At 72.7% G+C, this 26,367-nt stretch carries 28 protein-coding genes; 21 read left to right on the forward strand and 7 right to left on the reverse strand.

Going from position 1 to position 26,367, the window contains the following annotated elements; all coding sequences use genetic code 11:
- Window positions 1-228: 228 nt before the first annotated feature.
- The 14 genes from ACIQ6R_RS22055 (at window position 229) to ACIQ6R_RS22120 (ending at window position 14,901) form a co-directional block, all read left to right on the forward strand.
- On the forward strand, window positions 229-1,017 hold the full coding sequence (locus ACIQ6R_RS22055; RefSeq protein ID WP_404222946.1) for an aldose 1-epimerase: 789 nt from the start codon (window positions 229-231) through the stop codon (window positions 1,015-1,017).
- Between the two features lie 10 nt (window positions 1,018-1,027).
- Window positions 1,028-1,600, forward strand: coding sequence for an orotate phosphoribosyltransferase (gene pyrE, locus ACIQ6R_RS22060; RefSeq protein ID WP_404222947.1), 573 nt, complete (start codon window positions 1,028-1,030; stop codon window positions 1,598-1,600).
- Between the two features lie 134 nt (window positions 1,601-1,734).
- On the forward strand, window positions 1,735-2,766 hold the full coding sequence (fbaA, locus tag ACIQ6R_RS22065; protein ID WP_404222948.1) for a class II fructose-bisphosphate aldolase: 1,032 nt from the start codon (window positions 1,735-1,737) through the stop codon (window positions 2,764-2,766).
- A gap of 150 nt (window positions 2,767-2,916) precedes the next feature.
- Window positions 2,917-3,330, forward strand: coding sequence for a DUF3151 domain-containing protein (locus ACIQ6R_RS22070; protein WP_404222949.1), 414 nt, complete (start codon window positions 2,917-2,919; stop codon window positions 3,328-3,330).
- A gap of 153 nt (window positions 3,331-3,483) precedes the next feature.
- Window positions 3,484-4,299 carry a tryptophan 2,3-dioxygenase gene (locus ACIQ6R_RS22075; RefSeq protein ID WP_404173429.1) on the forward strand — a complete coding sequence of 272 codons (816 nt, stop codon included), beginning with the start codon at window positions 3,484-3,486 and terminating at the stop codon, window positions 4,297-4,299.
- Window positions 4,292-5,578, forward strand: a complete 1,287-nt coding sequence (kynU, locus tag ACIQ6R_RS22080) for a kynureninase (protein ID WP_404222950.1) — start codon at window positions 4,292-4,294, stop codon at window positions 5,576-5,578. The genes ACIQ6R_RS22075 and kynU overlap by 8 nt, the downstream gene beginning before the upstream one ends.
- A 149-nt stretch (window positions 5,579-5,727) precedes the next feature.
- The gene (locus ACIQ6R_RS22085) at window positions 5,728-6,735 is read left to right on the forward strand and encodes an alpha/beta hydrolase (protein ID WP_404222951.1); all 1,008 of its coding nucleotides are present in this window, start codon (window positions 5,728-5,730) and stop codon (window positions 6,733-6,735) included.
- Window positions 6,736-6,930: 195 nt separating this feature from the next.
- Window positions 6,931-7,920 (forward strand): alpha/beta hydrolase, encoded by a 990-nt coding sequence (locus tag ACIQ6R_RS22090; RefSeq protein WP_404222952.1) that lies wholly within the window; start codon window positions 6,931-6,933, stop codon window positions 7,918-7,920.
- Window positions 7,913-9,271, forward strand: coding sequence for an acyltransferase (locus tag ACIQ6R_RS22095; protein ID WP_404222953.1), 1,359 nt, complete (start codon window positions 7,913-7,915; stop codon window positions 9,269-9,271). Before ACIQ6R_RS22090 ends, ACIQ6R_RS22095 begins: the two co-directional genes overlap by 8 nt.
- On the forward strand, window positions 9,264-10,781 hold the full coding sequence (locus tag ACIQ6R_RS22100) for a sensor histidine kinase (protein WP_404222954.1): 1,518 nt from the start codon (window positions 9,264-9,266) through the stop codon (window positions 10,779-10,781). Before ACIQ6R_RS22095 ends, ACIQ6R_RS22100 begins: the two co-directional genes overlap by 8 nt.
- Window positions 10,778-11,464, forward strand: a complete 687-nt coding sequence (locus tag ACIQ6R_RS22105; protein ID WP_404222955.1) for a response regulator — start codon at window positions 10,778-10,780, stop codon at window positions 11,462-11,464. The genes ACIQ6R_RS22100 and ACIQ6R_RS22105 overlap by 4 nt, the downstream gene beginning before the upstream one ends.
- A 92-nt stretch (window positions 11,465-11,556) precedes the next feature.
- Window positions 11,557-12,897, forward strand: coding sequence for a sensor histidine kinase (locus ACIQ6R_RS22110; protein ID WP_404222956.1), 1,341 nt, complete (start codon window positions 11,557-11,559; stop codon window positions 12,895-12,897).
- Window positions 12,894-13,559: a response regulator gene (locus ACIQ6R_RS22115; RefSeq protein ID WP_404173448.1), complete on the forward strand. Its 666-nt coding sequence runs from the start codon at window positions 12,894-12,896 to the stop codon at window positions 13,557-13,559. Before ACIQ6R_RS22110 ends, ACIQ6R_RS22115 begins: the two co-directional genes overlap by 4 nt.
- A gap of 121 nt (window positions 13,560-13,680) precedes the next feature.
- Window positions 13,681-14,901 (forward strand): cytochrome P450, encoded by a 1,221-nt coding sequence (locus ACIQ6R_RS22120; protein WP_404222957.1) that lies wholly within the window; start codon window positions 13,681-13,683, stop codon window positions 14,899-14,901.
- On the opposite strand, the gene ACIQ6R_RS22125 is transcribed toward ACIQ6R_RS22120, so the two are convergent.
- The 3 genes from ACIQ6R_RS22125 to ACIQ6R_RS22135 all read right to left on the reverse strand — a co-directional run bounded on the left by ACIQ6R_RS22125 (window position 14,884) and on the right by ACIQ6R_RS22135 (window position 17,775).
- On the reverse strand, window positions 14,884-15,063 hold the full coding sequence (locus tag ACIQ6R_RS22125) for a hypothetical protein (RefSeq protein WP_404173454.1): 180 nt from the start codon (window positions 15,061-15,063) through the stop codon (window positions 14,884-14,886). The genes ACIQ6R_RS22120 and ACIQ6R_RS22125 overlap by 18 nt on opposite strands.
- A gap of 181 nt (window positions 15,064-15,244) precedes the next feature.
- A complete protein-coding gene (locus ACIQ6R_RS22130; protein ID WP_404222958.1) occupies window positions 15,245-16,852 on the reverse strand; it encodes an ABC transporter permease in 1,608 nt (535 codons plus the stop codon).
- Window positions 16,849-17,775, reverse strand: coding sequence for an ATP-binding cassette domain-containing protein (locus ACIQ6R_RS22135; RefSeq protein ID WP_404222959.1), 927 nt, complete (start codon window positions 17,773-17,775; stop codon window positions 16,849-16,851). The genes ACIQ6R_RS22130 and ACIQ6R_RS22135 overlap by 4 nt, the downstream gene beginning before the upstream one ends.
- Before the next feature lie 73 nt (window positions 17,776-17,848).
- Between ACIQ6R_RS22135 and ACIQ6R_RS22140 the strand changes: the two genes are divergently transcribed.
- Window positions 17,849-18,364, forward strand: a complete 516-nt coding sequence (locus ACIQ6R_RS22140) for a GbsR/MarR family transcriptional regulator (RefSeq protein WP_404173462.1) — start codon at window positions 17,849-17,851, stop codon at window positions 18,362-18,364.
- A 40-nt stretch (window positions 18,365-18,404) separates the two neighbouring features.
- Window positions 18,405-18,695 carry a Uma2 family endonuclease gene (locus tag ACIQ6R_RS22145; RefSeq protein ID WP_404222960.1) on the forward strand — a complete coding sequence of 97 codons (291 nt, stop codon included), beginning with the start codon at window positions 18,405-18,407 and terminating at the stop codon, window positions 18,693-18,695.
- Between the two features lie 9 nt (window positions 18,696-18,704).
- Here the strand turns inward: ACIQ6R_RS22145 and ACIQ6R_RS22150 are convergent, their stop codons facing one another.
- Window positions 18,705-19,658 carry a diacylglycerol kinase gene (locus tag ACIQ6R_RS22150; protein ID WP_404222961.1) on the reverse strand — a complete coding sequence of 318 codons (954 nt, stop codon included), beginning with the start codon at window positions 19,656-19,658 and terminating at the stop codon, window positions 18,705-18,707.
- 185 nt (window positions 19,659-19,843) lie between these two features.
- Between ACIQ6R_RS22150 and ACIQ6R_RS22155 the strand changes: the two genes are divergently transcribed.
- From ACIQ6R_RS22155 to ACIQ6R_RS22175, 5 genes are all read left to right on the forward strand, one after another.
- Window positions 19,844-21,127 carry an adenylosuccinate synthase gene (locus ACIQ6R_RS22155; protein ID WP_310872154.1) on the forward strand — a complete coding sequence of 428 codons (1,284 nt, stop codon included), beginning with the start codon at window positions 19,844-19,846 and terminating at the stop codon, window positions 21,125-21,127.
- A 122-nt stretch (window positions 21,128-21,249) separates the two neighbouring features.
- Entirely contained in the window at window positions 21,250-21,741 is a 492-nt protein-coding gene (locus tag ACIQ6R_RS22160) for a DUF3515 family protein (RefSeq protein WP_404222962.1), read from the forward strand.
- A gap of 54 nt (window positions 21,742-21,795) precedes the next feature.
- A complete protein-coding gene (locus ACIQ6R_RS22165; RefSeq protein WP_404173471.1) occupies window positions 21,796-22,014 on the forward strand; it encodes a hypothetical protein in 219 nt (72 codons plus the stop codon).
- A 104-nt stretch (window positions 22,015-22,118) separates the two neighbouring features.
- Complete coding sequence (locus tag ACIQ6R_RS22170) at window positions 22,119-22,997, forward strand: sigma-70 family RNA polymerase sigma factor (protein WP_404223029.1); 879 nt, start codon at window positions 22,119-22,121, stop codon at window positions 22,995-22,997.
- A gap of 38 nt (window positions 22,998-23,035) precedes the next feature.
- Complete coding sequence (locus tag ACIQ6R_RS22175) at window positions 23,036-23,326, forward strand: hypothetical protein (protein ID WP_404222963.1); 291 nt, start codon at window positions 23,036-23,038, stop codon at window positions 23,324-23,326.
- A gap of 11 nt (window positions 23,327-23,337) precedes the next feature.
- Here the strand turns inward: ACIQ6R_RS22175 and ACIQ6R_RS22180 are convergent, their stop codons facing one another.
- The 3 genes from ACIQ6R_RS22180 to ACIQ6R_RS22190 all read right to left on the reverse strand — a co-directional run bounded on the left by ACIQ6R_RS22180 (window position 23,338) and on the right by ACIQ6R_RS22190 (window position 26,272).
- Window positions 23,338-23,988 (reverse strand): hypothetical protein, encoded by a 651-nt coding sequence (locus ACIQ6R_RS22180; RefSeq protein WP_404173477.1) that lies wholly within the window; start codon window positions 23,986-23,988, stop codon window positions 23,338-23,340.
- Window positions 23,989-24,094: 106 nt separating this feature from the next.
- Window positions 24,095-24,796 (reverse strand): GntR family transcriptional regulator, encoded by a 702-nt coding sequence (locus ACIQ6R_RS22185; RefSeq protein WP_404173480.1) that lies wholly within the window; start codon window positions 24,794-24,796, stop codon window positions 24,095-24,097.
- A 120-nt stretch (window positions 24,797-24,916) separates the two neighbouring features.
- A complete protein-coding gene (locus ACIQ6R_RS22190) occupies window positions 24,917-26,272 on the reverse strand; it encodes an aspartate aminotransferase family protein (protein ID WP_404222964.1) in 1,356 nt (451 codons plus the stop codon).
- Window positions 26,273-26,367: the final 95 nt, after the last annotated feature.

Raw genomic sequence — 26,367 nt, forward strand, 5'->3', positions numbered from 1 at the left:
TCGGCCGCACCTGAGCCGCACCCCAGTCGTCGCAGCCGGACCGCGGCTCGGCCGCCGTAGCCGAGTCGCACCTCAGCCCCCGCAGCCGGACAGCGGCTCAGCTGAGCCGCAACCGCACCGCGCCTCAGCCCCGCAACCGCACCGCGCCTCAGCCGCAACCGAGCCCCCGCCGGACCCTGCCGAGCCGACCGGGTGGGGTGCCCTTGATCGCACCAGTAGGGTCGTGGCGTGAGTAACGAACCCATCACGCTGACCGCGGGTGACGCGGAGGCGACCGTGCTGCCGGGCAACGGCGGCCGGATCGGCGGGCTGCGCGTCGGCGGTACGGAGCTGCTCCGCCAGGGCGAGCGCTACGGCTGCTTCCCGATGGTCCCCTGGTGCGGCCGGATCCGCGAGGGCCGCTTCCGGGACGGCGCCGTCGTCCGCCAGATGCCGCTCAACTCCCCGCCGCACGCCATCCACGGCACCGCCCGCGACGCCGCATGGCGCACCGCCCGCGTCACCGCCGACCAGGCCGTCATCACGTACGACCTCACCGAGCCCTGGCCCTATCCCGGCCGCGTCACCCAGGTGATCGCCCTCGCCGAGGACGCGCTGACGCTGACGATGTCCGTGGAGACGTACGAGTCGTCGTTCCCGGCGCAGATCGGCTGGCACCCGTGGTTCAACCGGACCCTCGACGGGGCGGACGTGGCGATCGCCTTCGACCCCGCCTGGCAGGAGGAGCGCGGTGACGACCACCTGCCCACCGGCAACTGCCTGGACCCGAAACCGGGCCCCTGGGACGACTGCTTCGGCATGCCGGACGGCGTCGACGTCACCCTCACCTGGCCGGAGCGCCTGGAACTGAGGGTGACCAGCCCGGAGCGGTGGGCCGTGGTCTACGACGAGCAGGAGGCCGCCGTCTGCGTGGAGCCGCAGACCGGGCCGCCCAACGGCCTGAACACCCTCCCGCGCCTGGTCACGCCCGTGGAGCCGCTGGAGGCCACGACGACCTGGAGCTGGACCCGGCTCTAAGCTGGTCGGCATGACGGACGTCAACGAAGTAATGCCGCCAGGCACACGCGGCGCGCTGCTGCAGCAGATCAAGGACAAGGCCGTGGTGCACGGCAAGGTGACCCTCTCCTCGGGGCTGGAGGCCGACTACTACGTCGACCTGCGCCGCATCACCCTGGACGGCGAGGCCGCGCCGCTGGTCGGGCAGGTGCTGCTGGACCTGACCGACGGCCTGGAGTTCGACGCGGTGGGCGGGCTGACCATGGGTGCCGACCCGGTCGCCGCGGCCATGCTGCACGCCGCCGCCGCGCGCGGGAAGCGCCTGGACGCGTTCGTCGTCCGCAAGGCCGCCAAGGCGCACGGCCTGCAGCGGCGCGTCGAGGGTCCGGACATCAAGGGCCGCCGCGTCCTGGTCGTCGAGGACACCTCCACCACCGGCGGCTCCCCGCTCACCGCCGTCGAGGCCGTGCGCGAGGCCGGTGCCGAGGTGGTGGCCGTCGCGACGATCGTCGACCGGGCGACGGGCGCCGCCGAGAAGATCCAGGACGGCGCCGGGGTGCCGTACCTGTACGCGTACGACAAGGACGAGCTGGGTCTGGACTGAGGCAGGGCGGACGTCCACTCGGAGTATCCCGCTTCGTCTGGAAAGATGGGGCCGACGATGACGTCGCCCCCCAGTTCTAGGTCAGGGCCTGTAAGCACGTTTCACGCCCACCCGCACATACAAGGAGCGGACAGATGCCCATCGCAACTCCCGAGGTCTACAACGAGATGCTGGACCGGGCGAAGGCAGGAAAGTTCGCCTACCCGGCCATCAACGTGACCTCTTCCCAGACGCTGCACGCGGCCCTGCGCGGTTTCGCGGAGGCGGAGAGCGACGGCATCATCCAGATGTCCACCGGCGGTGCCGAGTTCCTGGGCGGTCAGCACAACAAGGACATGGTGACCGGCGCCGTCGCCCTCGCCGAGTTCGCGCACATCGTGGCCGAGAAGTACGACGTCACCGTCGCCCTGCACACGGACCACTGCCCGAAGGACAAGCTCGACGCGTATGTGCGTCCGCTGCTGGCGGTATCCGAGGAGCGCGTCAAGGCCGGCCGCAACCCGCTGTTCCAGTCCCACATGTGGGACGGCTCCGCGGAGACGCTCGGCGACAACCTCTCCATCGCCACGGAGCTGCTGGAGCGCGCCCGTGCCGCCAAGATCATCCTTGAGGTCGAGATCACCCCGACCGGCGGCGAGGAGGACGGCGTCTCCCACGAGATCAACGACTCCCTCTACACCACGGTCGACGACGCGATCCGCACCGTCGAGGCGCTGGGCCTCGGCGAGAAGGGCCGCTACCTGCTCGCCGCGTCCTTCGGCAACGTGCACGGCGTGTACAAGCCGGGCAACGTCGTGCTCCGCCCCGAGCTGCTCAAGGAGCTGAACGAGGGCGTCGCCGCCAAGTACGGACAGCCGGCCGGCAGCAAGCCGTTCAACTTCGTCTTCCACGGCGGCTCCGGTTCCTCCGCCGAGGAGATCGCGACCGCGCTGGAGAACGGCGTGGTCAAGATGAACATCGACACCGACACCCAGTACGCCTTCACGCGTCCGGTCGCCGACCACATGTTCAGCAACTACGACGGTGTCCTGAAGGTCGACGGCGAGGTCGGCAACAAGAAGACCTACGACCCGCGGACCTGGGGCAAGCTGGCCGAGGCCGGCATGGCCGCGCGCGTCGTCGAGGCCTGCGGCCACCTGCGCTCCGCGGGCCAGAAGATCAAGTAGCGCCACCGCGCGTCGTCCGCGCGCCACCGTGCGCCGTCCGCGCCGTGTCGTCCGTGGCGTGTCGTCCGCGACGGGCCCGGCACCGCCAGGATTCTCCTGCGGTGCCGGGCCCTCGTACGTATGCCGGCGGCATGGCGCAGACTTGTGCCCATGGCCATTCACGAGAACCTCCTCGGGGGACCGCCCCCGACCCACCTCCCCGACGACCCCGGGCCGCGCGAGCTGCTGGCGGGCGGGACCTCGCCCGCCGATGTCGCCGCGAAGTACCCGACGTCCTCGCTGGCCTGGGCCCAGCTGGCCGACGAGGCGTTCGAGCGGGGCAGCGTCGTGGAGTCGTACGCGTACGCCCGTACCGGCTACCACCGCGGCCTGGACGCCCTGCGCCGCAGCGGCTGGAAGGGGCACGGTTCGGTGCCCTGGGAGCACGAGCCGAACCGCGGCTTCCTGCGCGCCCTGCACGCCCTCGCCCGCGCCGCCCAGGCGATCGGCGAGAAGGAGGAGTACGAGCGCTGCAGCCAGTTCCTGAAGGACTCCTCGCCGGCGGCGGCCGAGGTACTGGGCTGAACCGGGGACCGGACACGTCCTGGCCCGCCTGCCGTGCGCAGGCGGGCCTTGCGGTTTGCTGCGACCATTGCGGAGGATGACGTTGGGGACCGGGGCCCCGTGTCGGTAACGGCAGGGCGGACCGCTACCCGTAGTACACAGCAGGAGACAGCAATGTCCCACGAAGCCCCGAATCTCGACTTCGAGGGCAGCACGCCGTACGAGGACTATGTCAAGGCGGACGTGCTCACCCATCTCCAGCACACCCTCTCCGACGATCCCGGAGAGATGGTCTTCCTGGTCACGACCCAGGTCATGGAGCTGTGGTTCACCGTCATCGTCCACGAGTGGGAGACCGCGGCGCGCGCCCTGCGCGAGGACCGGACCGACGTGGCGAGGGACGCGCTGAAGCGTTCCGTGCGGGAACTGGAGGCGCTGAACGCCTCCTGGACGCCGCTCGCGGGTCTCACCCCCGCCCAGTTCAACTCGTACCGCAGCGCCCTCGGCGAGGGTTCCGGCTTCCAGTCGGCGATGTACCGCCGCCTGGAGTTCCTGCTCGGCGACAAGTCGGCGTCCATGCTCGTCCCGCACCGGGGCGCCCCGCGCGTCCACGCCGAGCTGGAGAAGGCGCTGCACGAGCCGAGCCTGTACGACGAGGTGGTCCGGCTGCTCGCCCGGCGCGGGTACGACATCCCGGACGCCGTCCTCCAGCGCGACGTCACCCGGAAGTACGAGCCGGCGCCCGAGGTGGAGGCCGCCTGGACGGCCGTCTACGCGGGCGACCAGAACGGCGAACTGGCCCGCCTCGGCGAGGCGCTCACCGACGTCGCCGAACTGGTGTGGCGATGGCGCAACGACCATCTGGTCGCCACCCGCCGCGCGATGGGCTCCAAGACCGGCACGGGTGGCTCCGCCGGAGTGGCCTGGCTGGAGAAGCGGGCCCGGAACAACGTGTTCCCCGAACTGTGGACGGCGCGGTCGTATGTCTGAGCCCCGAGAGCGCGAGCGCTTCGAACCGGCGGGTGCGGCCGAGGAGCTGGACGCCGCCGATGACCTGGCGGGTGCGGCCGGGAAGCTGGATGCCGCCGACGACCTGGCGGGTGCGGCCGGGAAGCTGGACGCCGCCGACGAACTGGCGGCGCTGCGCGAGCGGTTCGTCCTGGACGACGTCGTCTACCTGGACGGCAACTCGCTCGGCGCTCTCCCGGCCGGTGTCCCCGCGCGCGTGGAGGACGTGGTACGCCGTCAGTGGGGCGAACTGCGCATCCGGTCCTGGGAGGAGAGCGGCTGGTGGACCGCGCCCGAGCGGATCGGCGACCGGATCGCCCCGCTGGTCGGGGCGGCGGCCGGGCAGATCGTGGTGGGCGACTCCACCAGCGTCAACGTCTTCAAGGCGCTCGTCGCCGCCGTGCGGATGGCGGACGTGGGCCGGGACGAGATCCTCGTCGACGCCACCACCTTCCCCACGGACGGGTACATCGCCGAGTCGGCGGCCCGGATGACGGGCCGCACCCTGCGCCCGGTGACCCCGGCCGAGGTGCCGTCGGCGCTCGGCGACCGTACCGCCGCCGTCCTGCTCAACCACGTCGACTACCGCACGGGCCGGCTGCACGACCTCCCCGCGCTCACGGCGGCGGTGCACGCGGCGGGGGCGTACGTCGTCTGGGACCTGTGCCACAGCGCGGGCGCGCTGCCGGTCGGGCTCGACGAGCACGGCGTCGACCTGGCGGTCGGCTGTACCTACAAGTACCTCAACGGCGGACCCGGTTCGCCCGCGTACCTGTACGTGCGCCGCGACCTCCAGGACCGTTTCGACTCCCCGCTGCCGGGCTGGAACTCGCACGCCGAGCCCTTCGGCATGCGGTCCGCGTACGCCCCGGCGTCCGGCGCGGTGCGCGGCCGGGTCGGCACGCCGGACATCCTCTCCCTGCTCGCCCTGGAGGCGGCCCTGGAGGTGTGGGACGGGGTGTCGGTGGATGCGGTGCGGGCCAAGTCCCTGGCGCTGACGGACTTTTTCCTGCGCTGTGTCGGGGAGTACGTCCCGGACGGCCTGGTGGAGTCGGTGACCCCGGCGGCGCACGCCGAGCGGGGCAGCCAGGTCGCACTGCGCTGCGACGACGCGGGGGACGTGATGAAGCGCCTGATCGAGCGCGGGGTGGTGGGAGACTTCCGCGCCCCGGACATCCTGCGCTTCGGCTTCACCCCGCTGTACGTCGGCTTCGCGGACGTGGAGCGGGCGGCGCGGGTGCTGGCGGAGACGCTGGGGTGACGGGCGGGTGAGGACCGGGCGGATCGCCTGGCCCTCACCCAGCGTTACATCCCCATGTCCGCGCACGTCACCGGCCTGATACCGTCCGGCCAACGGCCGATTTCGTTCCCCCGGTCCGCCAACACCGTTTCGCCGCTGAGAGGTTGAGCATGCCGGACGCCGCCGCAGAACCGGGCACCGCTGCCGCGAGGGAAGCCGCGGAGGCCGCGGAGGAGAAATCGGCCTTCTCGCACCCGGCGGTCGACCCCGACAGCACCGCTGTGTACGGCGACCATCCCGACCAGGTGATCGACTTCTACGTCCCGCGCGGGGCGGGGGGACCGGGCGGCGCCGCTCCCGTCGTGGTCGTCCTGCACGGAGGTTCGTGGCGGGCACCGTACGACCGCCGCCATGTCAGCCCGTTCGCCGGCTTCCTCGCCGCGCGCGGCCTCGCCGTGGCCAGTGTGGAGTACCGGCGTGGTGCGGAGGGCGCGGATGGCGGCGCGGGCGGCGCGGATGGTGGCGCGGGCGGGGCGGATAGGGGCATGGGTGCCGGTGCCGGTGCCAGTGCCGGCGCCGGCGCCGGTGCGGAGGGCGGGGGTGCGGGGGATCTCGTCGCGGGGCGCTGGCCCGACACCTTCGACGATGTGGCCGCCGCGCTGGACACCATGCCCGCGCTGGTACGGCAGCACCTTCCGCAGGCCGACGCGCGCCGTGTCGTGCTCACCGGCCACTCCGCCGGCGGCCACCTCGCCCTGTGGGCGGCGGCCCGGCACCTGCTGCCCGCGGACGCCCGTTGGCGCCTCGACCGCCCGGCGCCCCTGCGCGGTGTGGTCGCCCTCGCGCCGATCGCCGACTTCGAGGTCGCCGACAAGCTCGACGTGTGCGGCGGTGCGACGCGGCAACTCCTCGGCGGGGAAGCGCGCTTCGCCGAACGCCGGCCCTACGCGGACCCGGCCCTGCTGCTGCCCACCGGCATCGCGACGACCCTTGTGCAGGGCCGTGCCGACGTGGACGTTCCGCAGGCGGTCGCCGAGGCGTACGCCGACGCGGCGGCCAAGGCGGGGGAGGTGGTGGGCGTGACGCTGCTTGAGGACGTCGGCCACTATCCGCTGATCGACCCGGCGGCGGACGCGTGCGCGGTGGTGGCGGAGGAGATCGCGCAGCTGGCCTGGTGAGTCCCGGCTGGACCGGTGAGCCCTGGCTGGGGCTGGTGAGTCCCGGTTGGGCTTGCGAGGCCTTGCGGTCGTACCCGTAGTACCTGAGAGCTACCCCGCGGGTGAGCTCCCCGGCGGGACGCGGGTTACCCGGCGCGATTCATAACTTCCCCTACAGACAAGCCCGATGGTCGGGCGAGCTGGAGGGGAGAGGCCATGGGGCCCGGGACGGCTGAACGTTGGCGGCGGCGCGTGGGCAGATGGCGTCGGGCTGTCCTCGCCGCGCTCATCTGCGGCGCCGTGGTCCTTCCCCTCTCTGGTGCCGCACGCCCCGAGATCCCCGCCCCGGACCCCGCCGTGCTCGCGGCACCGACGGCCGACACGCTGGAGGACGCCTACGCCGCCAACCGGGGCAACGCCGCCGAGGCGTCCCGGATGGCCGCAGCTCACGGCGACCGCCACCGCGCGGCGGTGGACCGGTCGATGGCCGACCCGTCCCGGCGTCTGCTCGCCTTCGACGGCCGGGGCGCCGGACTGGCCACGGAGGTCTTCGGCGACCTCGCCCGCGCCGACCGCGTCGCCGTCCTGGTCCCGGGCTCCGACACGAGTCTCGACACGTACGGCCGGTTCCGTGCCGCCGCCCTCGCCCTGCACCGGCAGCTCGCCGCCGAGGCACCCGGGGGCATACGCACGGCGGTCGTGGCCTGGCTGGGCTACGAGACGCCGGGCACCGTCAGCACCACGGTCGCCACCACCGGCCGCGCCGACCGGGCCGCCCCGAAGCTGCGCGCCCTGGTCGACGACCTGCGCGGCATCGCAGGCCCCGACGCCCTCCTCACCCTCCTCTGCCACTCCTACGGCTCGGTGGTCTGCGCCCGCGCCGCCGACGGCCTGGACGTCACCGACCTCGTCCTGGTCGGCAGCCCCGGCACCGGCGCCGACTCCGCCGCGGGCCTGCGCGCGAGCGCCAGGGTCTGGGCGGCCCGGGGCGCCGACGACTGGGTGGAGCACGTGCCGCACCTCAGCGCCGACCTCTTCGGCGCCACCGTCGGCTTCGGTACCGACCCGGTCTCCCCGGACTTCGGCGCCCGGGTCTTCGCGGCCGGCGACGGCGGCCACAGCGACTACTTCGACACCGGGTCCGTCTCCCTGACGAACCTGGCCCGGATCGCCCTGGGCGAGACCACGGAGGTGACCCATGACTGAGGTGACCCGAGCGACACGACCGAGTCCTCCGCTCACCGCACCGAACCGGGGGCGCGGGGCCGCCACCCGGCAAGAGCTTCACCGCGCCGCCGACCGGGAGGGCCCTCGCCGCACCGCCGCCCGGGAGGGCCCTCGCCGTACCGCCGCCCGGCAGGGAACTCGCCTGACCGCCCCCCGGCAGGGGCTGCGCCGTGCCGCCGCCCGGGTCGACGCCGCGACGCCCGCGTCGCGGGACCGTGCCGTCGACGCCCTGCGTGCCGTCGCCATCCTCGGTGTGGTCCTCGGCCACTGGCTGGTGACGGCCCTGGTCGCCGACGGCGACAGCCTGCACGCGGCCAGTCCGCTGCGGGACATGCCCTGGTTGTCCCCGATCTCCTGGGTCTTCCAGACACTCGCCGTGTTCTTCCTGGTCGGCGGTCACGTCGCCACCCGGGGTTACGCCTCGGCCCGAGCCCGCGGCACCTCCTACAGCCGCTGGTTGTCCGCCCGGCTGTCCCGGCTGTTCCGCCCGGTCGCGGCCGTCCTCACCCTGTGGACGGTGACCGCGGCGCTGTTGCTCCTGACGGGCGCGGAGTTCGTGACCGTCCACACCCTGGTGAAGCTGGCCCTGTCCCCGCTGTGGTTCCTCCTGGTCTTCGCCGCGCTGACGGCGGCGACTCCGCTGCTGACCCGGCTGCATCCGCTGTGGCCGCTGGTCGTCGTCCTCCACGTCGACCTGCTGCGCTTCGGGTTCGGCGCTCCCTCCTGGCTCGGCTGGATCAACCTCGCCGCCGGCTGGCTGGTCCCCTACACCCTCGGCGCCGCCTGGACCCGCGGCGAGCTGGACCGCCGCCGCGCGGGCTGGCTCCTGCTCACCGGCGGTGCGGCGGTGACCGCGCTGCTCGTGGCCCGGGCGGGCTACCCGGCGGCGATGGTCGGCGTGCCCGGCGCCGAGGTGTCGAACCTCAACCCGCCGACGCTGGCCGCCGTCACCTTCGGCCTGGCGCAGTGCGGCCTCGCGCTGCTGCTGCGCGAGCGGCTGCGCCGCGCGATGCGGCGGCCCGCGGCGTGGGCGGCGGTCGCGCTGGTCAACCTCTCGGCGATGACGATCTTCCTGTGGCACCAGACCGCGTTGATGGCGACCACGGCCACCGGCCTCCTGGTCGGCCGCCTGCCCGGCCTGCACACGCTTCCCGACGGCCTGGGCTGGGTCGCGGCCCGGCTCGCCTGGCTGCCGGTGTTCGCGCTCGTCCTGGCCGGCTGCTGGGCCGCCTTTCGTTCCTGCGAGCGCGGCGGCCGGCGCCGCTCCCGGGTCGTCCGGACGCATCGCGCGCCGGGCCGGGCAGGAACGGCGGGTGTACGCCATGTCTAGGGTGGGCCGAGTGATGCGATGGGGGAGCAGGCAGATGACCAGGGGAGGCAGGGTCGAGCGTGTGCTGCGGGTGCTGCACGACGACCTGTGGACCTGGCGGGCGGACCCGCTGCCGCCGTCGGTGTGGCTGCGCTGGTTCCCGCACGGGGTCGTCTGTCTGGCCGCCCTCGGCGTGCTGCTCGGTGACGCGGCCCAGCTCGACGACAACGGCGGGGTCGACCCCGGGTTCGCCTTCCTGATCGCACTCGCCCAGGCCGGCGCGATGGTGTTCGCGCTGTGGCGGCCGGTCGCGGCGTGGTGGCTGTCGATGGCGGCCATGCTGGTGGGGGCCTTCGCCCTGCGGGCCGAAATGGTCACGGACGACTACAAGTTCACCTGGCCCTGGACGGTCGCCGGGATCATCGGGCACTTGTTCGTCCTGCTGCTGCTCGCCCTGCGGGTCCGCACCCGGGTGTCCGCGGAGGCGCTGGCCCTGACCGCACTCGCCACCTACGTCATGCAGGGCCTGGTGGGCGGGCTGAGCTACCAGCCGACCGGTGAGCTCGCCCTCATCCTGTTCGCGGTCGTCGTCGTGCTCGGCACCGCCCTGCGCGGCCTGCGCGAGGCCCGCACGGAACTCGCGCAGCAGACCTCGCTGACCGCCGAGGAGAGAGCCCGGCGCACCCTGCTGGAGGAGCGCGGCCGCATCGCGCGGGAGCTGCACGACGTGGTCGCCCACCACATGTCGGTGATCTCCATCCAGGCCCAGGTCGCCCCCCTCCTCGTCGAGAACCCGCCGGACGAGCTGAAGGAGAACCTCGCGGGCATCCGGCAGAACGCGCTGGAGGCCCTCACCGAGCTGCGCCGGGTGCTGGGCGTGCTGCGCTCCGAGCACCCCGACGCACCGGCGGCGCCCGACGGGAGCACCACCGCCCCGCACGCCCCGCAGCCCACCCTCGACCGGCTCGACGCGCTGGTGGAGAACATCCGGGCCGCCGGGCTGACCGTCACCACCGAGACGAGCGGGACGCGCACACCACTGCCGCCCGGTGTGGAGCTGTCGGCGTACCGGATCGTGCAGGAGGCCCTGAGCAACGTCCTGCGGCACGCGCCGGGCGCGAGGGCCCGGGTCCACCTCACGCATCTCCCGATCGGACTGCGCGTGGACGTGACCAACACCCGCCCGGAGCGGGCCCCGGCGCCGTCCCAGGGGGCGGGGCACGGGCTGCTCGGCATGCGGGAGCGGGTGGCGATGCTCGACGGCACCCTGACGGCGCAGCCGCTGCCGGGCGGCGGCTACCAGGTGGCCGCGTTCCTGCCGACCGACGGCCCGGGCGGCCTCGATGGCCCGGGCGGTCCCGACGGCCCGGGCAGCCCCGACGGCCCAGGCGGTCCCGGCGGCCCGGGCGGTCCCGGCAACCGGAACGGCCGGGACGGCCGGGACGGCCGGGACGGTCCCCTCAGTCCCTCCACCCCTCCCCCCGCCCCTCCGCCCCCACCCCACTCCACCACCGAGGACGACACCCCATGACGACCAGCAGCAACGGCCGCGTGATCCGCGTGCTGATCGCCGACGACCAGCAGATGGTCCGGCAGGGTTTCACCGTGCTGCTCAACACCCAGCCCGACATCGAGGTGATCGGGCAGGCGGTGGACGGCCTGGACGCCGTGGCCAAGGTCGCCGAGATGGCCCCGGACGTCGTCCTGATGGACATCCGCATGCCCGAGCTGGGCGGCATCGAGGCAACCCGCCGCGTCACCGGGGCGAGCGCGGAGATACGGGTGCTGGTGCTGACCACCTTCGACCTCGACGAGTACGTGTACGAGGCGCTGCGGGCCGGCGCGTCCGGGTTCCTGCTGAAGGACGCCTCCGCCGACCAGCTCGCGGAGGCGGTCAGAGTGGTGGCGGACGGGGACGCACTGCTCGCGCCCGGCATCACCCGGCGGCTGATCACCGAGTTCTCCCGGCTGGACGACCGGCCGCGCGGCCCGCTGAAGGCCCGCGTCGGCGAGCTGACCGAGCGGGAGACCGAGGTGCTCGCCCTGATCGCGCAGGGACTGTCGAACGCGGAGATCGCCCAGCGGTTGGTGGTCGCCGAGCAGACGGTGAAGACGCATGTGGGCCGGATCCTGGTGAAGCTGGGCCTCAGGGACCGGACACAGGCGGCGGTGTTCGCGTACGAGTCGGGGCTGGTGCGGCCCTCCGGGTACTGAGCGGGGCGGGCCCGTAGTACCTGAGACGGATACCGAAGAACCCCTCTCGCTGGTGACGACCGCGGCCCCCGGCGGCGCCTACCGTTGCGAACGTGACCGAGACGACCCAGACGCGGACCGCCCCTCCCGGGGACGGCGAGCGCAGCCCCGAGTTCCGGCTGGCCATGGATGCCCTGAGCGGGCTGCGCCAGGACCTGTTCCACGATGCCTTCGCCTACCGTCCGCTGCCGCTCATGGCGACGGACGGCCCGCTGACCCGTCGGCTCTCCGGCAAGCCGCGGTCGTACGCCGCCCGCCTGCCGCACGCCGTGGTGGTGGTCCTCGCCGCGATCGCGTTGTTCGGCGGCTCCGTCGCCGCGGGCACCATGGGCGGGCCGGTGGCCCTGCTGAGCGGGCTGGTGTGTGCGGCGCCGGTGCTGGCCACGCTGGTCCGGCCGGTCGGCGCCTTCTGGATGTCGATGGCGGCGACACCGCTGGTCGCGGTGCTGGACGGCAGCCTGGGGGAGTGGCCGTGGCAGCCCGGCGTCTTCATCTGCCACCTGACGGTGCTGGTGGTCGTGGCGATACGCACCCGGCCCCGCACGGCCGCGTGGATGTGGGCCCTCACCGCCGCCTACGCCTTCCTCGTGGAGACCGCGATCGGCGACGGTGAGTACAACACCTCCGCGCCCATGCTGTTCCTCTCCGCCCTGGCCCTGCTGATGGTCGCGGTCCGGCACGTCCGCCGCGAGGCGCGGCAGGAGGTCACCGCCCAGCAGACGGTCACCGCGCACGAGCGGTCCCGGCGCACCCTGCTGGAGGAGCGCACCACCATCGCCCGCGAGCTGCACGACGTGGTGGCCCACCACATGTCGGTCGTCGCGATCCAGGCGGAGGCGGCCCCCTACCGGGTGGAGAACCCGCCCCCGGAGCTGGAGCGCGCCTTCGCCACCATCCGGGAGAACGCGGTGGCCGCCCTCACCGAGCTGCGCCGCGTCCTCGGTGTCGTCCGCGCCGAGGACTACGAGGCCCCCGATGCCCCGCAGCCCACCCTCGCCGACCTGGACGCCCTGCTCGCCAACGTCCGCGACGCCGGCCTGAGCGTGGAGAAGGCGGTGACCGGCGCGGTGCGCGAGCTGCCGCCCGGCGTGGAGCTGTCGGCCTACCGGATCGTGCAGGAGGCGTTGAGCAACACCCTGCGGCACGCGCCCGGCGCGACGGCCCGGGTGGAGGTCTCCTACGTCCTGGGCGGGCTGGGCCTGCGCATCGTCAACGGTCCGATCCCGGAACTCACCCTCGTGAAGCCCTCGCCCGGCGCGGGCCACGGCGTCACCGGCATGCGGGAGCGCGTCTCGATGCTGAACGGCGAGATGACGGCCGGCCCCACCGACGACGGGGGCTACGAGGTAGCGGTGTTCCTGCCGGTCACGGCACCGACCGAAGGTGAAGCATGACGATCCGCGTCCTGATCGCCGACGACCAGATGATGGTGCGCGAGGGCTTCTCGGTCCTGCTGAACGCGATGCCGGACATCGAGGTCGCCGGCGAGGCGGTCAACGGCCGGGAGGCCGTGGCGAAGGTCCGCGAACTGGCCCCGGACGTCGTCCTGATGGACATCCGCATGCCCGAGCTCAACGGCATCGAGGCGACGCGGGAGATCGTCGCGGCGGACGGCACGTCGAAGGTGCTGGTCCTCACCACCTTCGACCTCGACGAGTACGTGTACCAGGCGCTGCGCGCGGGCGCCTCCGGCTTCCTCCTCAAGGACGCCTCCGCCCGTCAGCTCGCCGACGGTGTCCGGGTGGTGGCCGCGGGCGAGGCGCTGCTCGCGCCCTCCATCACCAAGCGCCTGATCACCGAGTTCTCCAAGCTGTCCGACAGCCCGCGTCTGATGTCCCCGGCGCACGGGGCGTACGGCGACCTGACCGAGCGGGAGACGGAGGTGCTGGTCCTGATCGCGCAGGGCCTGTCCAACTCGGAGATAGCCGAGCGCCTGGTGGTCGCCGAGTCGACGATCAAGACGCACGTCAGCCGGATCCTGGTGAAGCTGGGCCTCAGAGACCGCACCCAGGCGGCGGTCTTCGCCTATGAGGCGCGGCTGGTCACGCCGGGCTGACCGGGGCCGCGGCAGTCGCCGTGCACGGGCGGGCCGTAGATCTGGTCGATTTGGCCGACCTGGCGATCGCGTTCTTCGGTTCCCCTTTCGCGGGTGGCTCGTCGTTTCCTATCGTCCGTCCATGACGGCTGAATCCGACCTCGCGTTCGATCCGTGGGACCCGGCGTTCGTCGCCGACCCCTACCCCGCCTTCGCCGAGCTGCGGAGCCGGGGGCGGGTGCTCTACTACGAGCCGAGCGACCAGTGGCTGGTGCCGCACCACGCGGACGTCTCGGCGCTGCTGCGGGATCGTCGGCTGGGCCGGACCTACCAGCACCGTTTCACGCACGAGGAGTTCGGCCGTACCGCGCCCCCGCCGGAGCAGGAGCCCTTCCACACGCTCAACGACCACGGGATGCTGGATCTGGAGCCGCCGGACCACACCCGTATCCGGCGTCTGGTGTCGAAGGCGTTCACGCCGCGCACGGTGGAGCGGCTGAAGCCGTACGTGCACGGGCTGGCGGACGACCTGGTGGCCCGGCTGGTGGCGGCGGGCGGCGGCGACCTGCTGCGGGACGTGGCCGAGCCGCTCCCGGTCGCCGTGATCGCCGAGATGCTGGGCATCCCGGAGTCCGACCGTGCCCCGCTGCGTCCCTGGTCGGCGGAGATCTGCGGGATGTACGAGCTGAACCCGTCCGAGGAGACGGCGGCGAAGGCGGTCCGCGCGTCGGTCGAGTTCTCCGAGTACCTGCGCGCACTGATCGCGGCCCGCCGCGAGGAACCGGGCGACGACCTGATCTCGGGGCTGATCGCGGCCCACGACGAGGACGACGACCGCCTCACCGAGCAGGAGATGATCTCGACCTGCGTCCTGCTCCTGAACGCGGGCCACGAGGCCACGGTGAACGCCACCACCAACGGCTGGCTGGCCCTGTTCCGCAATCCGGACCAGTTGGCGGCCCTGCGCGCCGACCACTCCCTCGTCCCGTCCGCCGTGGAGGAGCTGATGCGCTACGACACCCCGCTCCAGCTCTTCGAACGCTGGGTGCTGGACGAGATCGAGATCGACGGGACGACGATCCCGCGGGGCGCGGAGGTGGCGATGCTGTTCGGCTCGGCCAACCACGACCCGGCGGTCTTCACCGCCCCGGACCGCCTCGACCTCACCCGTCGGGACAACCCGCACATCTCCTTCAGCGCAGGCATCCACTACTGCATCGGCGCCCCACTGGCCCGCATCGAACTGGCGGCGTCCACGAGGTCCCTGCTGGAGCGGGCCCCGGCGCTGCGCCTGGCGAAGGAACCGGAACGGAAGCCCAACTTCGTGATGAGGGGGCTGACGGAGCTACGCGTGGAGGTCTGAACGCCGGCGCCGGCCCAGCAGCCAGGCGCCCAGCGCCCAGAGCACGGCGGGTACGACGGCTCCGGCGAGCAGGACGAAGGGCAGTTCGGTGAAGAGGACGCCGAGGTCCATGCCGTTGTTCTCGAACTCGTTGCCGAGGTGCCGCTGGGTACGGTCCGACATCCCCCAGACGGACACGGCCCCCACGGCACCCACCGCCGAAACCCCACAGCCTCCACAGGTCACCGCATCCCGATTCATACCTGCGGTGACGCCGCCACCCCGCCGCCGGGTTCCCCGGCAGCGGCACCGGCAGCGGCAGCGGCACTGGCACCGGCGCCAGCAGCCGGCAGCCGCCCCCGGGTCACGTCGTCATGTCCCGCCGCCGCAGCCCGGCCAGCCCCGCCCCCACCAGCACCACCGCGATCGACGTGAGCACCAGCACCGGCGACCAGCTCATCTCCCCGCCCGGCAACTTCGGCAGATGCCCGAACGGCGACACGTCCAGCACCCTCTCCGGCACATCCAGCGCCGGCCCGACCCACCCGAGCAGCAGCACCGCGCCCGCGACTCCCCACGCGGCCACCGCACCCCGGGGCAGCACCCCGTGCAGCAGTACCGCCGCCCCGCCGATCACCCACACCGCCGGCAACTGCACCAGACACGCGCCCAGGATCGCCCCGGCGTCCTGGCCGTACCCGGCCGCGAAACCGGCCCCGGCGAGCAGCATGATGAGCGCCGCGCCGCCGAAGGCGATCACCAGGTGCCCCGCGGCCCACCGCAGCCGTCCCACCGCGCCCGCGAGCACCGGCTCCGCCCGTCCGGACGCCTCCTCGCCGTTCAGCCGCAGTACCGACGCGACGACGTACAGCGCGGCGATCAGCCCGAGCATGCCGACCATCGCCGACACGAACGCGTCGGTCAGCCCGGCCTGCCCGCCCATCCGCGCGATGATCTCGCGGGCCTGCTCGTTGTCCCCGACCAGATCGGCCGCGCCCTCGGTCATCCCGCCGTAGACGACCCCGGCGAGGAAGAAGCCGATGCTCCAGCCGAGCACACTGCCCCGCTGCAACCGCCAGGCCAGCGCACCGGCCGTACGCAGGCGCCCGGCGGCCGGTCCCGGCCGGGTGGGCAGGAAGCTCATGCCGAGGTCCCGGCGACCGGCCAGCTCGTAGGCCACCACGCCCTGCACCACCGCCGCGCCGGCGATCAGCGGCAGCACCCACCACCGCTCGGCCGCGAAGGCGCGCAGGTTCTCCAGCCAGCCGAGCGGCGACAGCCACGTCAGTACGGACGAGCCGTCGACGGTCGCCGAGTCGCCCGCGGCGCGCAGTACGAAGGCGCCGCCCAGCACGGCCGCCGTCAGCCCCCGGGCCAGCCGCGCGCTCTCGGTCAGCTGGGCGACGATCGCCGCCATCGTGGCGAAGAGCATCCCGACGCCCGCGATCCCGAGGCCGAGGGCCAGCGCGCCGGCCGCCCCCTGCCCGGCCAGTCCGCCGGCGACCAGCAGCGCGAGGACGCCGTTGGCGACCGCCGCCGTGAGCAGGGCCGCCGTCAGCGAGGCCCGGCGGCCGACCATCCCGGAGGCGACCACTTCCTGCCGTCCGCTCTCCTCCTCGTCGCGGGTGTGCCGTACGACGATCAGCAGGCTCATCACGGCGGCGAGCGCGGCCGCGTACACGCCGACGCGCCAGGCCGTGAGCGCGCCGAGGCTGTCGTCGAAGACGGGGCCGACCATCGCGCGCAGCGAGGAGTTGGTCTCCATCTGCCGCATCAGGTCCGCGCGTTCGGCGGCGGTGCCGTACAGGCCCTTGATGGTGCCGGGCATGGAGAGGACCATGAGCGCGTTCACCGCCACCCAGACCGGGATCATCACCCGGTCGCGGCGCAGGGCGAAGCGCAGCAGCGTGCCGGTACCGGCGAGTTGGCGCGCGCCGCCGGACCGTACCCCGAAGGCGGTCGTGGCGGTCATCGTGACGTCACCGCCTCGGCGTCCTCGGCCGCGTCGGCGGTCTCGGCCTGGTAGTGCCGCATGAACAGCTCCTCCAGCGTCGGCGGCGTCGACGTCAGCGACCGCACGCCCGACTCGCTCAGCGACCTGAGCACGGCGTCCAGCTTGTCGGTGTCGACCTGGAGCCGGACCCGGCGGCCCTGGACGTCGAGGTCGTGCACGCCCGGCAGCAGCGCCAGCCCGCCCGGGGGGCCCGCGAGTTCGGCGGTCACGCTGGTCCGCGTCAGATGGCGCAGGTCGGCGAGCGAGCCGCTCTCGACGGTCCGCCCCTTGCGGATGATGCTGACCCGGTCGCACAGCTCCTCGACCTCGCTGAGGATGTGGGAGGAGAGCAGGATCGTCCGGCCGCGCTCGCGCTCCTCGGCCACGCACCGTTGGAAGACCCCCTCCATCAGCGGATCCAGGCCGGAGGTCGGCTCGTCGAGGATCAGCAGGTCGACGTCCGAGGCGAAGGCGGCCACCAGGGCCACCTTCTGCCGGTTGCCCTTGGAGTACGTGCGGCCCTTTTTGGTGGGGTCCAGTTCGAACCGCTCGACCAGTTCCGCACGCCGCCCGGCGTCCAGCCCGCCGCGCAGCTGGCCGTAGAGGTCGATGACCTCGCCCCCGGAGAGGTTGCGCCACAGCGTCACGTCGCCGGGGACGTACGCGATCCGGCGGTGCGCCTCCACCGCGTCCGTCCACGGGTCGCGGCCGAGCACCTGCGAGGCGCCCGAGTCGGCGCGCAGCAGGCCGAGCAGGACGCGGATGGTGGTGGACTTGCCGGCGCCGTTGGGGCCGAGGAAGCCGTGGACCTCGCCGGCCTCGACCTCCAGGTCGAGACCGTCCAGCGCGTGCGTCCGGCCGAACGACTTGTGGAGTCCGGAGACGCTGATTGCCTTCGTCATGATTCCGAAAGTACGCTTCCTTCAGAAATTTGTGAAGTTAAGGAAGCGTCAGGATGTGAGGGATGATCGAAGGATGAGGGAAGCAGCGGAGTCGACGGAATCGACGGGACGGGGCCGTGACCCCGAGGCGGTGTCGAAGTTCGTGGAGGGCTTCGCCGCCCAGCTCGTCGAGGCCGGGATGCAGCGGATGCCGGCCCGGGTCTTCACCGCGCTGCTTGCCTCCGACTCGGGGTCGCTGACCTCCGCGGAACTCGGTGAACGGCTCCAGGTCAGTCCGGCCGCCGTCTCGGGTGCCGTGCGCTACCTCTCGCAGCAGCACATGGTCTCGCGCGAGCGCGAACCCGGCTCGCGCCGGGAGCGGTACCGGGTGCACAGCAACCAGTGGTACGAGGCGCTCACCAACCGCGAGGCGATCCTCAAGCGCTGGGAGAGCGCGCTGAGCGAGGGCGTCGCCAGCCTCGGCGCCGAGACCCCGGCGGGCCGCCGTATGGCCGAGACGCTGGCGTTCTTCGAGTTCGTCGACGGGGAGATCGCCGCCATGATGGAGCGCTGGCGCGTGCACCGGGAGGAGCGGTTCGGGCGGGGCTGAGCGGGCGTACGGACCCGACATCCACGTCGCACCCGGGCAGGTGTTCGAGACGACCGGCAACCGGTCGGACGGCGAGGCCCTGTCCTTCGTCGCCGAGCTGACTTCCCCCGGCACCCGGGACGACGACCTGACCGAGAAGGTGGAGGTCCACGGCAGGGCGGGTGTCCCCGTCCATCTGCTCCTCGACATGCGGGAGGAGCGGGCCACGGTCCTGTGGACGCCGCCCGCCAAGGGGTACGAGTCGCGCGTCACCCGGCCGTTCGGCGCGAAGCTCCCCGTCCCGGCTCCGCTCGACTGCCTGCTGGACACCGCTGGTTTCCAGGCCCCCTGACCCGCAGTCCTACGCCGCCGGCAGCGTCAGCCCCCAGGCCCCCTCCCGCACCGTCCACGTCCGCGTCCCCACCGGCCCCGACACCACCGCGTCGGCCCGGTACCGGAAGTGCGCCCCCGACACGGTCACCGTCCGTCCGCTCGCCGTCAGCGGCGCCGCCTCCGCGCCCACCGACAGCGGCCGCACCTCCACCACGGCCACCCCGCCGGCGCCCGGCATCACCGAGACCCCCGCGACCGGCTGGTCCAGGTCGATCAGCGTCACCCCGTCGACCTCCACCCGCAGCCGCGCCGGACCGGCCCCTCCCGAAGGCGCCCCGATCCGGGCCGGCCGCGAGGAAGCCAGCGTCCGTACGAGGGACTGGCAGGTCCGCAGCCAGGGATGCGCCGAACCCGAACCCGAGCCCGTACCCGAGCCCGAGCCCGAGCCCGTACCCGAGCCCGTACCCGAAGCGGAAGCCGACGCGCCCGCCCCGGGCCCCGTCTCCGCACCGTCGTGAGCCGTGACCGGCGGAATCCCCACCGCCCCCAGCACCACCCCGTCACTGTCGTCGACGAGCAGGTCGAGGCGGCGTTCCGTCCCGTCCAGCACCGCCCGCGCCGCCGCCACCGCGCCCGACGGCAGCCCGAGCGCCCGGGTGAGGCCCAGCACCGGCCCCACCGGCACCACCGCCAGCGAGCAGCCCGACAGCTCCCGCTGCCGGTGCAGCAGGCCGACGGCCCGCAGCAGCGCGCGGTCGTCGCCGATCACGACGGGCCGCCGTGAACCCCTTCGCCGCAGGGCCCGGGCGAATTCCTCCGGACCGTCCGGCAGACACACCTTCGTGCTCGCCGCACCCGCGCTGAGCACGTCTTTCGCGATCCGGACGGACTCGCCGTCCGCTCGCCGGGCGACCGGATCGATGACCACCAGAAGCTGATCGGGCGTCGCGGATGATCTCGCGGAAGTCGCCACCTCGGCCATGCCTCGCTTCCTCGGGTAGCATCTTTGTGCAAGAGCCCCTTGCGCTATTGCGCCAGGGGCTTCGTCTATTCCGGGGCATCCGGTCCGACGGTTGGCGGCCAACGACGGTCGCGGTGTACGTGGCGGAAACCCACCGCGTACGCCCTCGACCATGGACATGCCCCGCCCGGAAGGGGTGTACGCGCGTGCCCGCACTTGTGCTGCTCGGTGCTCAGTGGGGTGACGAAGGCAAGGGAAAGGCGACGGACCTGCTCGGTGGTTCCGTCGACTATGTGGTGCGCTACCAGGGCGGCAACAACGCCGGCCACACGGTAGTCGTGGGCGATCAGAAGTACGCCCTCCACCTGCTCCCTTCCGGAATCCTGTCTCCCGGCTGTACGCCGGTCATCGGTAACGGTGTCGTTGTCGACCCGTCGGTCCTGTTCTCCGAGCTGAGCGGGCTGAACGAGCGCGGCGTCGACACGTCCAAGCTCCTGATCAGCGGTAACGCGCACATCATCACGCCGTACAACGTGACCGTCGACAAGGTGACGGAACGCTTCCTCGGCAAGCGCAAGATCGGCACCACCGGTCGCGGCATCGGCCCGACCTACGCCGACAAGATCAACCGCGTGGGCATCCGCGTCCAGGACCTCTACGACGAGTCGATCCTCACCCAGAAGGTCGAGGCGGCGCTCGACGCCAAGAACCAGATGCTCACCAAGCTCTACAACCGCCGTGCGATCGCCACCGGCCAGGTCGTCGAGGAGCTGCTGGGCTACGCGGACAAGCTCGCGCCGTACGTCGCCGACACCGTCCTGGTCCTGAACCAGGCCCTCGACGACGACAAGGTGGTCCTCTTCGAGGGCGGCCAGGGCACGCTCCTGGACATCGACCACGGCACGTACCCCTTCGTCACCTCGTCGAACCCGACCGCGGGCGGCGCCTGCACCGGCGCCGGCGTCGGCCCGACGAAGATCAGCCGGGTCATCGGCATCCTGAAGGCGTACACGACCCGCGTCGGCGCCGGTCCGTTCCCGACCGAGCTGTTCGACGAGGACGGCGAGGCGCTGCGCCGCATCGGCGGCGAGCGGGGCGTGACCACGGGCCGCGACCGCCGCTGCGGCTGGTTCGACGCGGTGATCGCCCGTTACGCGACCCGGGTCAACGGCCTGACGGACTTCTTCCTCACCAAGCTCGACGTCCTCACCGGCTGGGAGCAGATCCCGGTCTGCGTGGCCTACGAGATCGACGGCAAGCGCGTCGAGGAGCTGCCGTACTCGCAGTCCGACTTCCACCACGCGAAGCCGGTCTACGAGATGCTGCCGGGCTGGAGCGAGGACATCAGCAAGGCGAAGACCTTCGCCGAGCTGCCGAAGAACGCCCAGGCGTACGTCAAGGCGCTGGAGGAGATGTCCGGCGCCCCGATCTCCGCGATCGGCGTGGGTCCGGGCCGGGACGAGACGATCGAGATCAACTCGTTCCTGTAGGCGAATGCCGAACGCCGACGGCCGGGACCCCGCACGGGGCCCCGGCCGTCGGCGTTCGGCCTACGGATACGCTGGCCGGTGCCAGCAGTGGACGGAACGGACAGCGCGGAGCGGATCGGAACATGCGGAAGCCCACCACCCGGATGTGGATCTGGCTGACCGTTTCGGTCGTCGCTGTGACGGGAGGCCTCCTCTACGTCGACAGCCACCGCGTCTCCGCCGCACCGCACGCCGACGACGCCAAGTGCGACAAGGTGGTCTCCCGCCTTCCGGACGACATACCCGGCGCGTCGCGCGACTGGGCCCTCGGTGACGGCGTCGCGTCCTGGGGCGGCCGGCAGGCCGTGTTCCGCTGCGGCGCCGAGGAACTGCCGCCGAACATCAACCTCTGCGTCACGGCCGACGGCGTGGACTGGGTCCTGGACGAGGAGCGGCTCAAGAGCGACGGCGTGAGCGTCCTGCGGACGTACGGCCGCTCACCGGCCGTGGAGCTCACGTACTCCGGTCCGCGCGAGGAGGTGGGCGGCATTCTCGCCGCGCTGGACCCGGCCGTGAAGTGGATCCCGCAGGAGCGGAAGTGCGTCGGCCTGGACGACGCCGACGTCCTCGGCTAGCCGTTCGGCCCCCTTTGCCGGGCGTCGGCGCGGAGCCTGGTGTCGGATCGGGGCATGACCGACCGTGAGAGCGGGGGCATGACCGGCCGCGCCGCTTCCTGTCAGGGCCCGTACGGGGGTGAGACCGGCCCCGGGGGCTGCGGTGACCCGGCCCGCTTCGAGGTCGCCAGGCATCTGCGGGCGCCGCTGCGGGTGTGCCCCGTGCATCTGGGGCCGTCCCTGCTGCTGGCGGACGGGGTGCTGTGGCCGCCGGGGATCTGCCTGATCCGCTGAGGACGCGGGCCACCGGAGTGGTTCACTTGGGTGACTCGGCCGGATCGGACCGAGGTCCCGAGGACGGGGAAGGAAGCCGTACGGTGCCTGGGCGATCCGATGCGATGGCGGAGCGTTTCGAGCTGGACCGCCCCCGGCTGCGGGCGGTCGCGTACCGGATCCTCGGCTCCCTCGGCGAGGCAGACGACGCTCTTCAGGACGCGTGGCTGCGCGCCGACCGGGCGGACACCTCCGGGGTGGAGAACCCCTCCGGCTGGCTCACCACGGTCGTGGCCCGGGTCTGCCTGAACATGCTCCGCGCCCGGGACACGCGCCGTGAGGAGTCCCTGGACGACCGGACGGACCGCGCACCGGCCGCCGTCGCCCCGCTCCCCGGCGGGCCCGCCGCCGATCCGGCCGAGGAGGCGCTGCTCGCCGACGAGGTCGGCATCGCGCTGCTGATCGTCCTGGACACCCTGGGCCCGGCCGAGCGGCTCGCGTTCGTCCTGCACGACATGTTCGACGTGCCCTTCGACGACATCGCCGCGATGCTCGACAAGACGTCCGCGGCCACCCGCCAGCTGGCCAGCCGCGCCCGCCGCCGGGTGCGGGGCGTGCCCGCGCCCGATGCCGACCTGCCCCGCAGGCGCCGCGCGGTCGACGCGTACCTGGCGGCCACGCGCGGCGGCGACTTCGACGCGCTGGTCTCCCTGCTCCACCCGGACGTCGTCCTGCGCGCCGACGCGGCGGTCGTACCGACGCCCGAGCCCATCGCCGTCGCCGGTGTGGAGCAGGTGGCCAGGGGGGCGATGGCCTCGATGGGCCGGGCCAGGTCCGCCGGTGTCGTCCTGGTCGACGGCCGGGTGGGCATGGCGATGGCCGAGTACGGCAGGCTGCGCGTGGTCCTCCGCTTCACCTTCGCGGACGACGGCCTCATCACCGGCATCGATGTGATCGCGGAGCCGGACCAGCTGAACAATCTCCTCATTTCGGGCATAGGCTGAGGTTGTACACGTCGCGTCGGCAGAAGAAGGTGAGTGCGATGCGCGTGCTGCTCAAGGCCACGTTGGACACGGAGAAGTCGAACGAACTCGTCCGCAGCGGCAAGATGGCGGACATGATGCGGGAGACCCTCGACCACCTCAAGCCGGAGGCCGCCTACTTCGGCGCCCTCGGCGGTCGGCGGACGGCCCTGCTGGTCCTCGACATGCAGGACAGCTCGGAGATGCCCCGCCTCGGTGAGCCGTTCCTCATGCAGATGAACGCCGAGGTCGAGGTCTGCCCGATCATGAACGGCGAGGACCTCGCGAAGGGCCTCTCCCAGCTCCGCTGACCGGCCCGAGGTCAGCTGAAGACGATCATCGACCCCTGCGCCAGGCTCCGCGTGGCCGCCGCGTGCAGCCCCAGCCACACATGACGCTCACGGGCGAAGGGACTGGAGTCGTACGGCGCGGGCACGGCCGGCTCCTCCAGCTCCGTCGGGGCGAGCGGCGGCCGCGGCGGTGCCGGGGGGTTGGCCGGATCGATGCCCAGGGACGGGGCGACGGCCTCCAGTTCCCGCAGGAGGGTGTGCGAGGAGCACAACGGGCCGCCCCCCGCCAGGAGTTCGTCACTGGAGAGCGGGTGCGGGAACTCGACGGGGACGTAGGCGCCCGCGTGGTCGTAGTGCCAGACCAGGTGCGACTGCTGGGCCGTCGTCTCGAACATCTCCAGCAACTGCTCGTAGTCACCGCCGAGTTCGTCCACCGGCGTCACCGGCAGCCCGCACACCTGGAGCAGGTACGCCCGGCGCAGGAAGTGCAGGGCGTCGTAGTCGAAGCCGGCCACCGGGGCGACCTCGCCGGACAGTCCCGGCATGTACTGGTACACCGGCACCGGCGGCAGCCCGGCCTCGGCCAGCACCTTGTCGTATTGCGCGAGTTCCTCGGCGAACGGGTTGTCCGGCGTGTGGCACAAGACGTCGACGAGCGGTACCAGCCACAGGTCACAGGCCAAAAGAGGGCTCCTCACACAGCACGGTGGTCAAGGAAGCGTAGTCGGTGCGCGTTGCGTGCAGGTCCCATACCCATCTGGGGCCGGACCACGACACGTCAGGGGGTGGTCATCCTCCGGCGAGCCGCTCGATGAGGGCGAGCGAGTGGGCGTTGTACGCCTCGACGAGCGAGCGCGCCCCCGGGGCGTCGCGGCGGGCGAGGGCGTCGACCAGTTCGGTGTGCCCGGACCACAGCGTGCCGCGCAGGTCGCTGAGCCGGCGCAGGTGCTGCACCGTGCACACCCAACTCTGCACGCGCAGCCGGTGCAGGAAGTCGGCGAGGTAGGGGTTGCCGAACAGGACGGCCAGTTCGCGCCAGTACCGCAGGTCGTAGCCGATGAGGATGGTCAGGTCGCCGGCCGTCGCGGCGCGCTGTGCCTCCTCGCCGCGCCGGCGGACCCCGGCGAGGGCGGCGGCGATCCGCGGGTCGTGGGGGTCCGGGCCGCCCCGGCGGTCGTCGACGAGGACGAGGAACATCCCGTCGGTGACGAGGCTGCGGGCCTCGATCATGCCGCGGAAGTCGTCGACCGAGTACTCGTGCACGCGGAAGCCGCGGTGGTGGTCGGCGTCGAGGAGTCCCTGCGCGGACAGGTCGACCAGGGCCTCGCGCACGGGCGTCGCGGAGACCCCGTACTGCTCGGCGATCTCCTTGACCGTGAACTCCTGCCCCGGCTGGAGCCGCCCGGCCAGCACCTCGTCACGGAGCGCGTCGGCGATCTGCTGCCGCAGGGTGCTGCGCGTGACGGCACCGGTGCCGCTGGGGCCGGGCATGGTCGGGCGGTCTCCTTGTCGCGTACGGGGGAGGGGACGTACTCGCACACATGTCTACCGTGCACGAGCACGCCACCTTACGCGCTCGGATCCCGTTCCTGCCCGCAAGCGGGCAGGGCCCTACTCGGTGTACCCGTCCGCCACGGACAGTGCCGTGTCCAGGGCCGCCAGGCCCTCCTTCAGCTCGGCCTCGGAGACGTTGCACGGCGGCACGACGTGGGTCCGGTTCATGTTCACGAACGGCCACACGCCGTGGGCCTTGGCGGAGGCGGCGAACGCGGACATCGGGGTGGCGGCCTGGCCGGTCGCGTTGTACGGCACCAGCGGTTCCCGGGTCTCGCGGTTCTTCACCAGCTCCAGCGCCCAGAACATGCCGACCCCGCGCACGTCGCCCACGCTCGGGTGCCGCTCGGCCAGTTCCCGCAGCGCGGGCTCGACGACCTCGGCACCGAGCCGGGCGGCGTGCTCGACGACGCCCTCCTCCTCCATCACGTTGATCGTGGCGACGGCGGCGGCGCAGGCCAGCGGGTGCCCGGAGTAGGTGAGCCCGCCGGGGTAGGGCCGCTCGGCGAAGGTCTCGGCGATCCTCGCGGAGATCGCGACGCCGCCCAGCGGCACGTAGCCCGAGTTCACGCCCTTGGCGAAGGTCATCAGGTCGGGCACGACGTCGTACAGGTCCGCCGCGAACCAGGTACCGGTCCGCCCGAAGCCGGCCATGACCTCGTCCAGGACGAAGACGATCCCGTACTTGTCGCAGATCTCGCGGACCCCGGCCAGGTATCCGGGCGGCGGCATCATGATCCCCGCCGTGCCCGGGACCGTCTCCAGGATGATCGCGGCGACGGTCCCCGGACCCTCGAAGGCGATCGTCGTCTCCAGGTGCTCCAGCGCCCGCGCGCACTCCTGCTCCTCGGTCTCGGCGTAGAAGCGCGAGCGGTACAGGAACGGCGCCCAGAAGTGTACGGCACCGGCGGTGCCGCTGTCCGAGGCCCAGCGGCGCGGGTCGCCGGTGAGGTTGATCGCCTGCTGGGTGCCGCCGTGGTAGGAGCGGTACGCCGACAGCACCTTCGGCCGCCCCGTGTGCAGCCGCGCCATGCGCACGGCGTGCTCCACGGCGTCCGCGCCGCCGTTGGTGAAGAAGATCTTGTCCAGGTCGCCGGGCGTCCGCTCGGCGATCAGCCGCGCCGCCTCCGAGCGCGCCTCGACGGCGAACGCGGGCGCGAAGGTCGTCATCCGCGCCGCCTGCTCCTGGATCGCGGCGACGACCTTGGGGTGCTGGTAGCCGATGTTGGTGTAGACGAGCCCGCTGGAGAGGTCGAGGTAGCGCTTCCCTTCGTAGTCCCAGAAGTACGACCCCTCGGCGCCGGCGACGGCGAGCGGGTCGATGAGCTCCTGCGCGGACCAGGAGTGGAAGACGTGCGCGCGGTCCGCGGCCTTCACGGCGGCGCCGGCCTGGGGATGGGGCTGAGGGGTCATGCGGCCGAGGGTAGATGTCCGCGATGCGGAAACGGAATCGGCGTCCTGTCTGCGGTCGGGGGCTTTACGCGACAGGTTGTCGACGCGTCGGGTGC

The sequence above is a fragment of the Streptomyces sp. NPDC096048 genome (genome assembly GCF_044763415.1).
Lineage (GTDB): Bacteria > Actinomycetota > Actinomycetes > Streptomycetales > Streptomycetaceae > Streptomyces.

What these genes read in the sequence shown, in the direction of transcription:
- ACIQ6R_RS22135 (WP_404222959.1), bottom strand. Translation starts at nt 17,775, where the DNA reads ATGACGAAGGCAATCAGCGTCTCCGGACTCCACAAGTCGTTCGGCCGG.
- ACIQ6R_RS22185 (WP_404173480.1), bottom strand. Translation starts at nt 24,796, where the DNA reads ATGCCCGGCCCCAGCGGCACCGGTGCCGTCACGCGCAGCACCCTGCGG.
- ACIQ6R_RS22105 (WP_404222955.1), top strand. Translation starts at nt 10,778, where the DNA reads ATGACGACCAGCAGCAACGGCCGCGTGATCCGCGTGCTGATCGCCGAC.
- ACIQ6R_RS22165 (WP_404173471.1), top strand. Translation starts at nt 21,796, where the DNA reads ATGACCGACCGTGAGAGCGGGGGCATGACCGGCCGCGCCGCTTCCTGT.
- ACIQ6R_RS22125 (WP_404173454.1), bottom strand. Translation starts at nt 15,063, where the DNA reads ATGTCGGACCGTACCCAGCGGCACCTCGGCAACGAGTTCGAGAACAAC.
- ACIQ6R_RS22085 (WP_404222951.1), top strand. Translation starts at nt 5,728, where the DNA reads ATGCCGGACGCCGCCGCAGAACCGGGCACCGCTGCCGCGAGGGAAGCC.
- ACIQ6R_RS22130 (WP_404222958.1), bottom strand. Translation starts at nt 16,852, where the DNA reads ATGACCGCCACGACCGCCTTCGGGGTACGGTCCGGCGGCGCGCGCCAA.
- ACIQ6R_RS22175 (WP_404222963.1), top strand. Translation starts at nt 23,036, where the DNA reads ATGCGCGTGCTGCTCAAGGCCACGTTGGACACGGAGAAGTCGAACGAA.
- ACIQ6R_RS22140 (WP_404173462.1), top strand. Translation starts at nt 17,849, where the DNA reads ATGAGGGAAGCAGCGGAGTCGACGGAATCGACGGGACGGGGCCGTGAC.
- ACIQ6R_RS22090 (WP_404222952.1), top strand. Translation starts at nt 6,931, where the DNA reads ATGGGGCCCGGGACGGCTGAACGTTGGCGGCGGCGCGTGGGCAGATGG.
- fbaA (WP_404222948.1), top strand. Translation starts at nt 1,735, where the DNA reads ATGCCCATCGCAACTCCCGAGGTCTACAACGAGATGCTGGACCGGGCG.
- ACIQ6R_RS22075 (WP_404173429.1), top strand. Translation starts at nt 3,484, where the DNA reads ATGTCCCACGAAGCCCCGAATCTCGACTTCGAGGGCAGCACGCCGTAC.
- ACIQ6R_RS22160 (WP_404222962.1), top strand. Translation starts at nt 21,250, where the DNA reads ATGCGGAAGCCCACCACCCGGATGTGGATCTGGCTGACCGTTTCGGTC.
- ACIQ6R_RS22170 (WP_404223029.1), top strand. Translation starts at nt 22,119, where the DNA reads ATGGCGGAGCGTTTCGAGCTGGACCGCCCCCGGCTGCGGGCGGTCGCG.
- ACIQ6R_RS22070 (WP_404222949.1), top strand. Translation starts at nt 2,917, where the DNA reads ATGGCCATTCACGAGAACCTCCTCGGGGGACCGCCCCCGACCCACCTC.
- ACIQ6R_RS22115 (WP_404173448.1), top strand. Translation starts at nt 12,894, where the DNA reads ATGACGATCCGCGTCCTGATCGCCGACGACCAGATGATGGTGCGCGAG.
- ACIQ6R_RS22150 (WP_404222961.1), bottom strand. Translation starts at nt 19,658, where the DNA reads ATGGCCGAGGTGGCGACTTCCGCGAGATCATCCGCGACGCCCGATCAG.
- kynU (WP_404222950.1), top strand. Translation starts at nt 4,292, where the DNA reads ATGTCTGAGCCCCGAGAGCGCGAGCGCTTCGAACCGGCGGGTGCGGCC.
- ACIQ6R_RS22100 (WP_404222954.1), top strand. Translation starts at nt 9,264, where the DNA reads ATGTCTAGGGTGGGCCGAGTGATGCGATGGGGGAGCAGGCAGATGACC.
- ACIQ6R_RS22120 (WP_404222957.1), top strand. Translation starts at nt 13,681, where the DNA reads ATGACGGCTGAATCCGACCTCGCGTTCGATCCGTGGGACCCGGCGTTC.
- ACIQ6R_RS22190 (WP_404222964.1), bottom strand. Translation starts at nt 26,272, where the DNA reads ATGACCCCTCAGCCCCATCCCCAGGCCGGCGCCGCCGTGAAGGCCGCG.
- ACIQ6R_RS22095 (WP_404222953.1), top strand. Translation starts at nt 7,913, where the DNA reads ATGACTGAGGTGACCCGAGCGACACGACCGAGTCCTCCGCTCACCGCA.
- pyrE (WP_404222947.1), top strand. Translation starts at nt 1,028, where the DNA reads ATGACGGACGTCAACGAAGTAATGCCGCCAGGCACACGCGGCGCGCTG.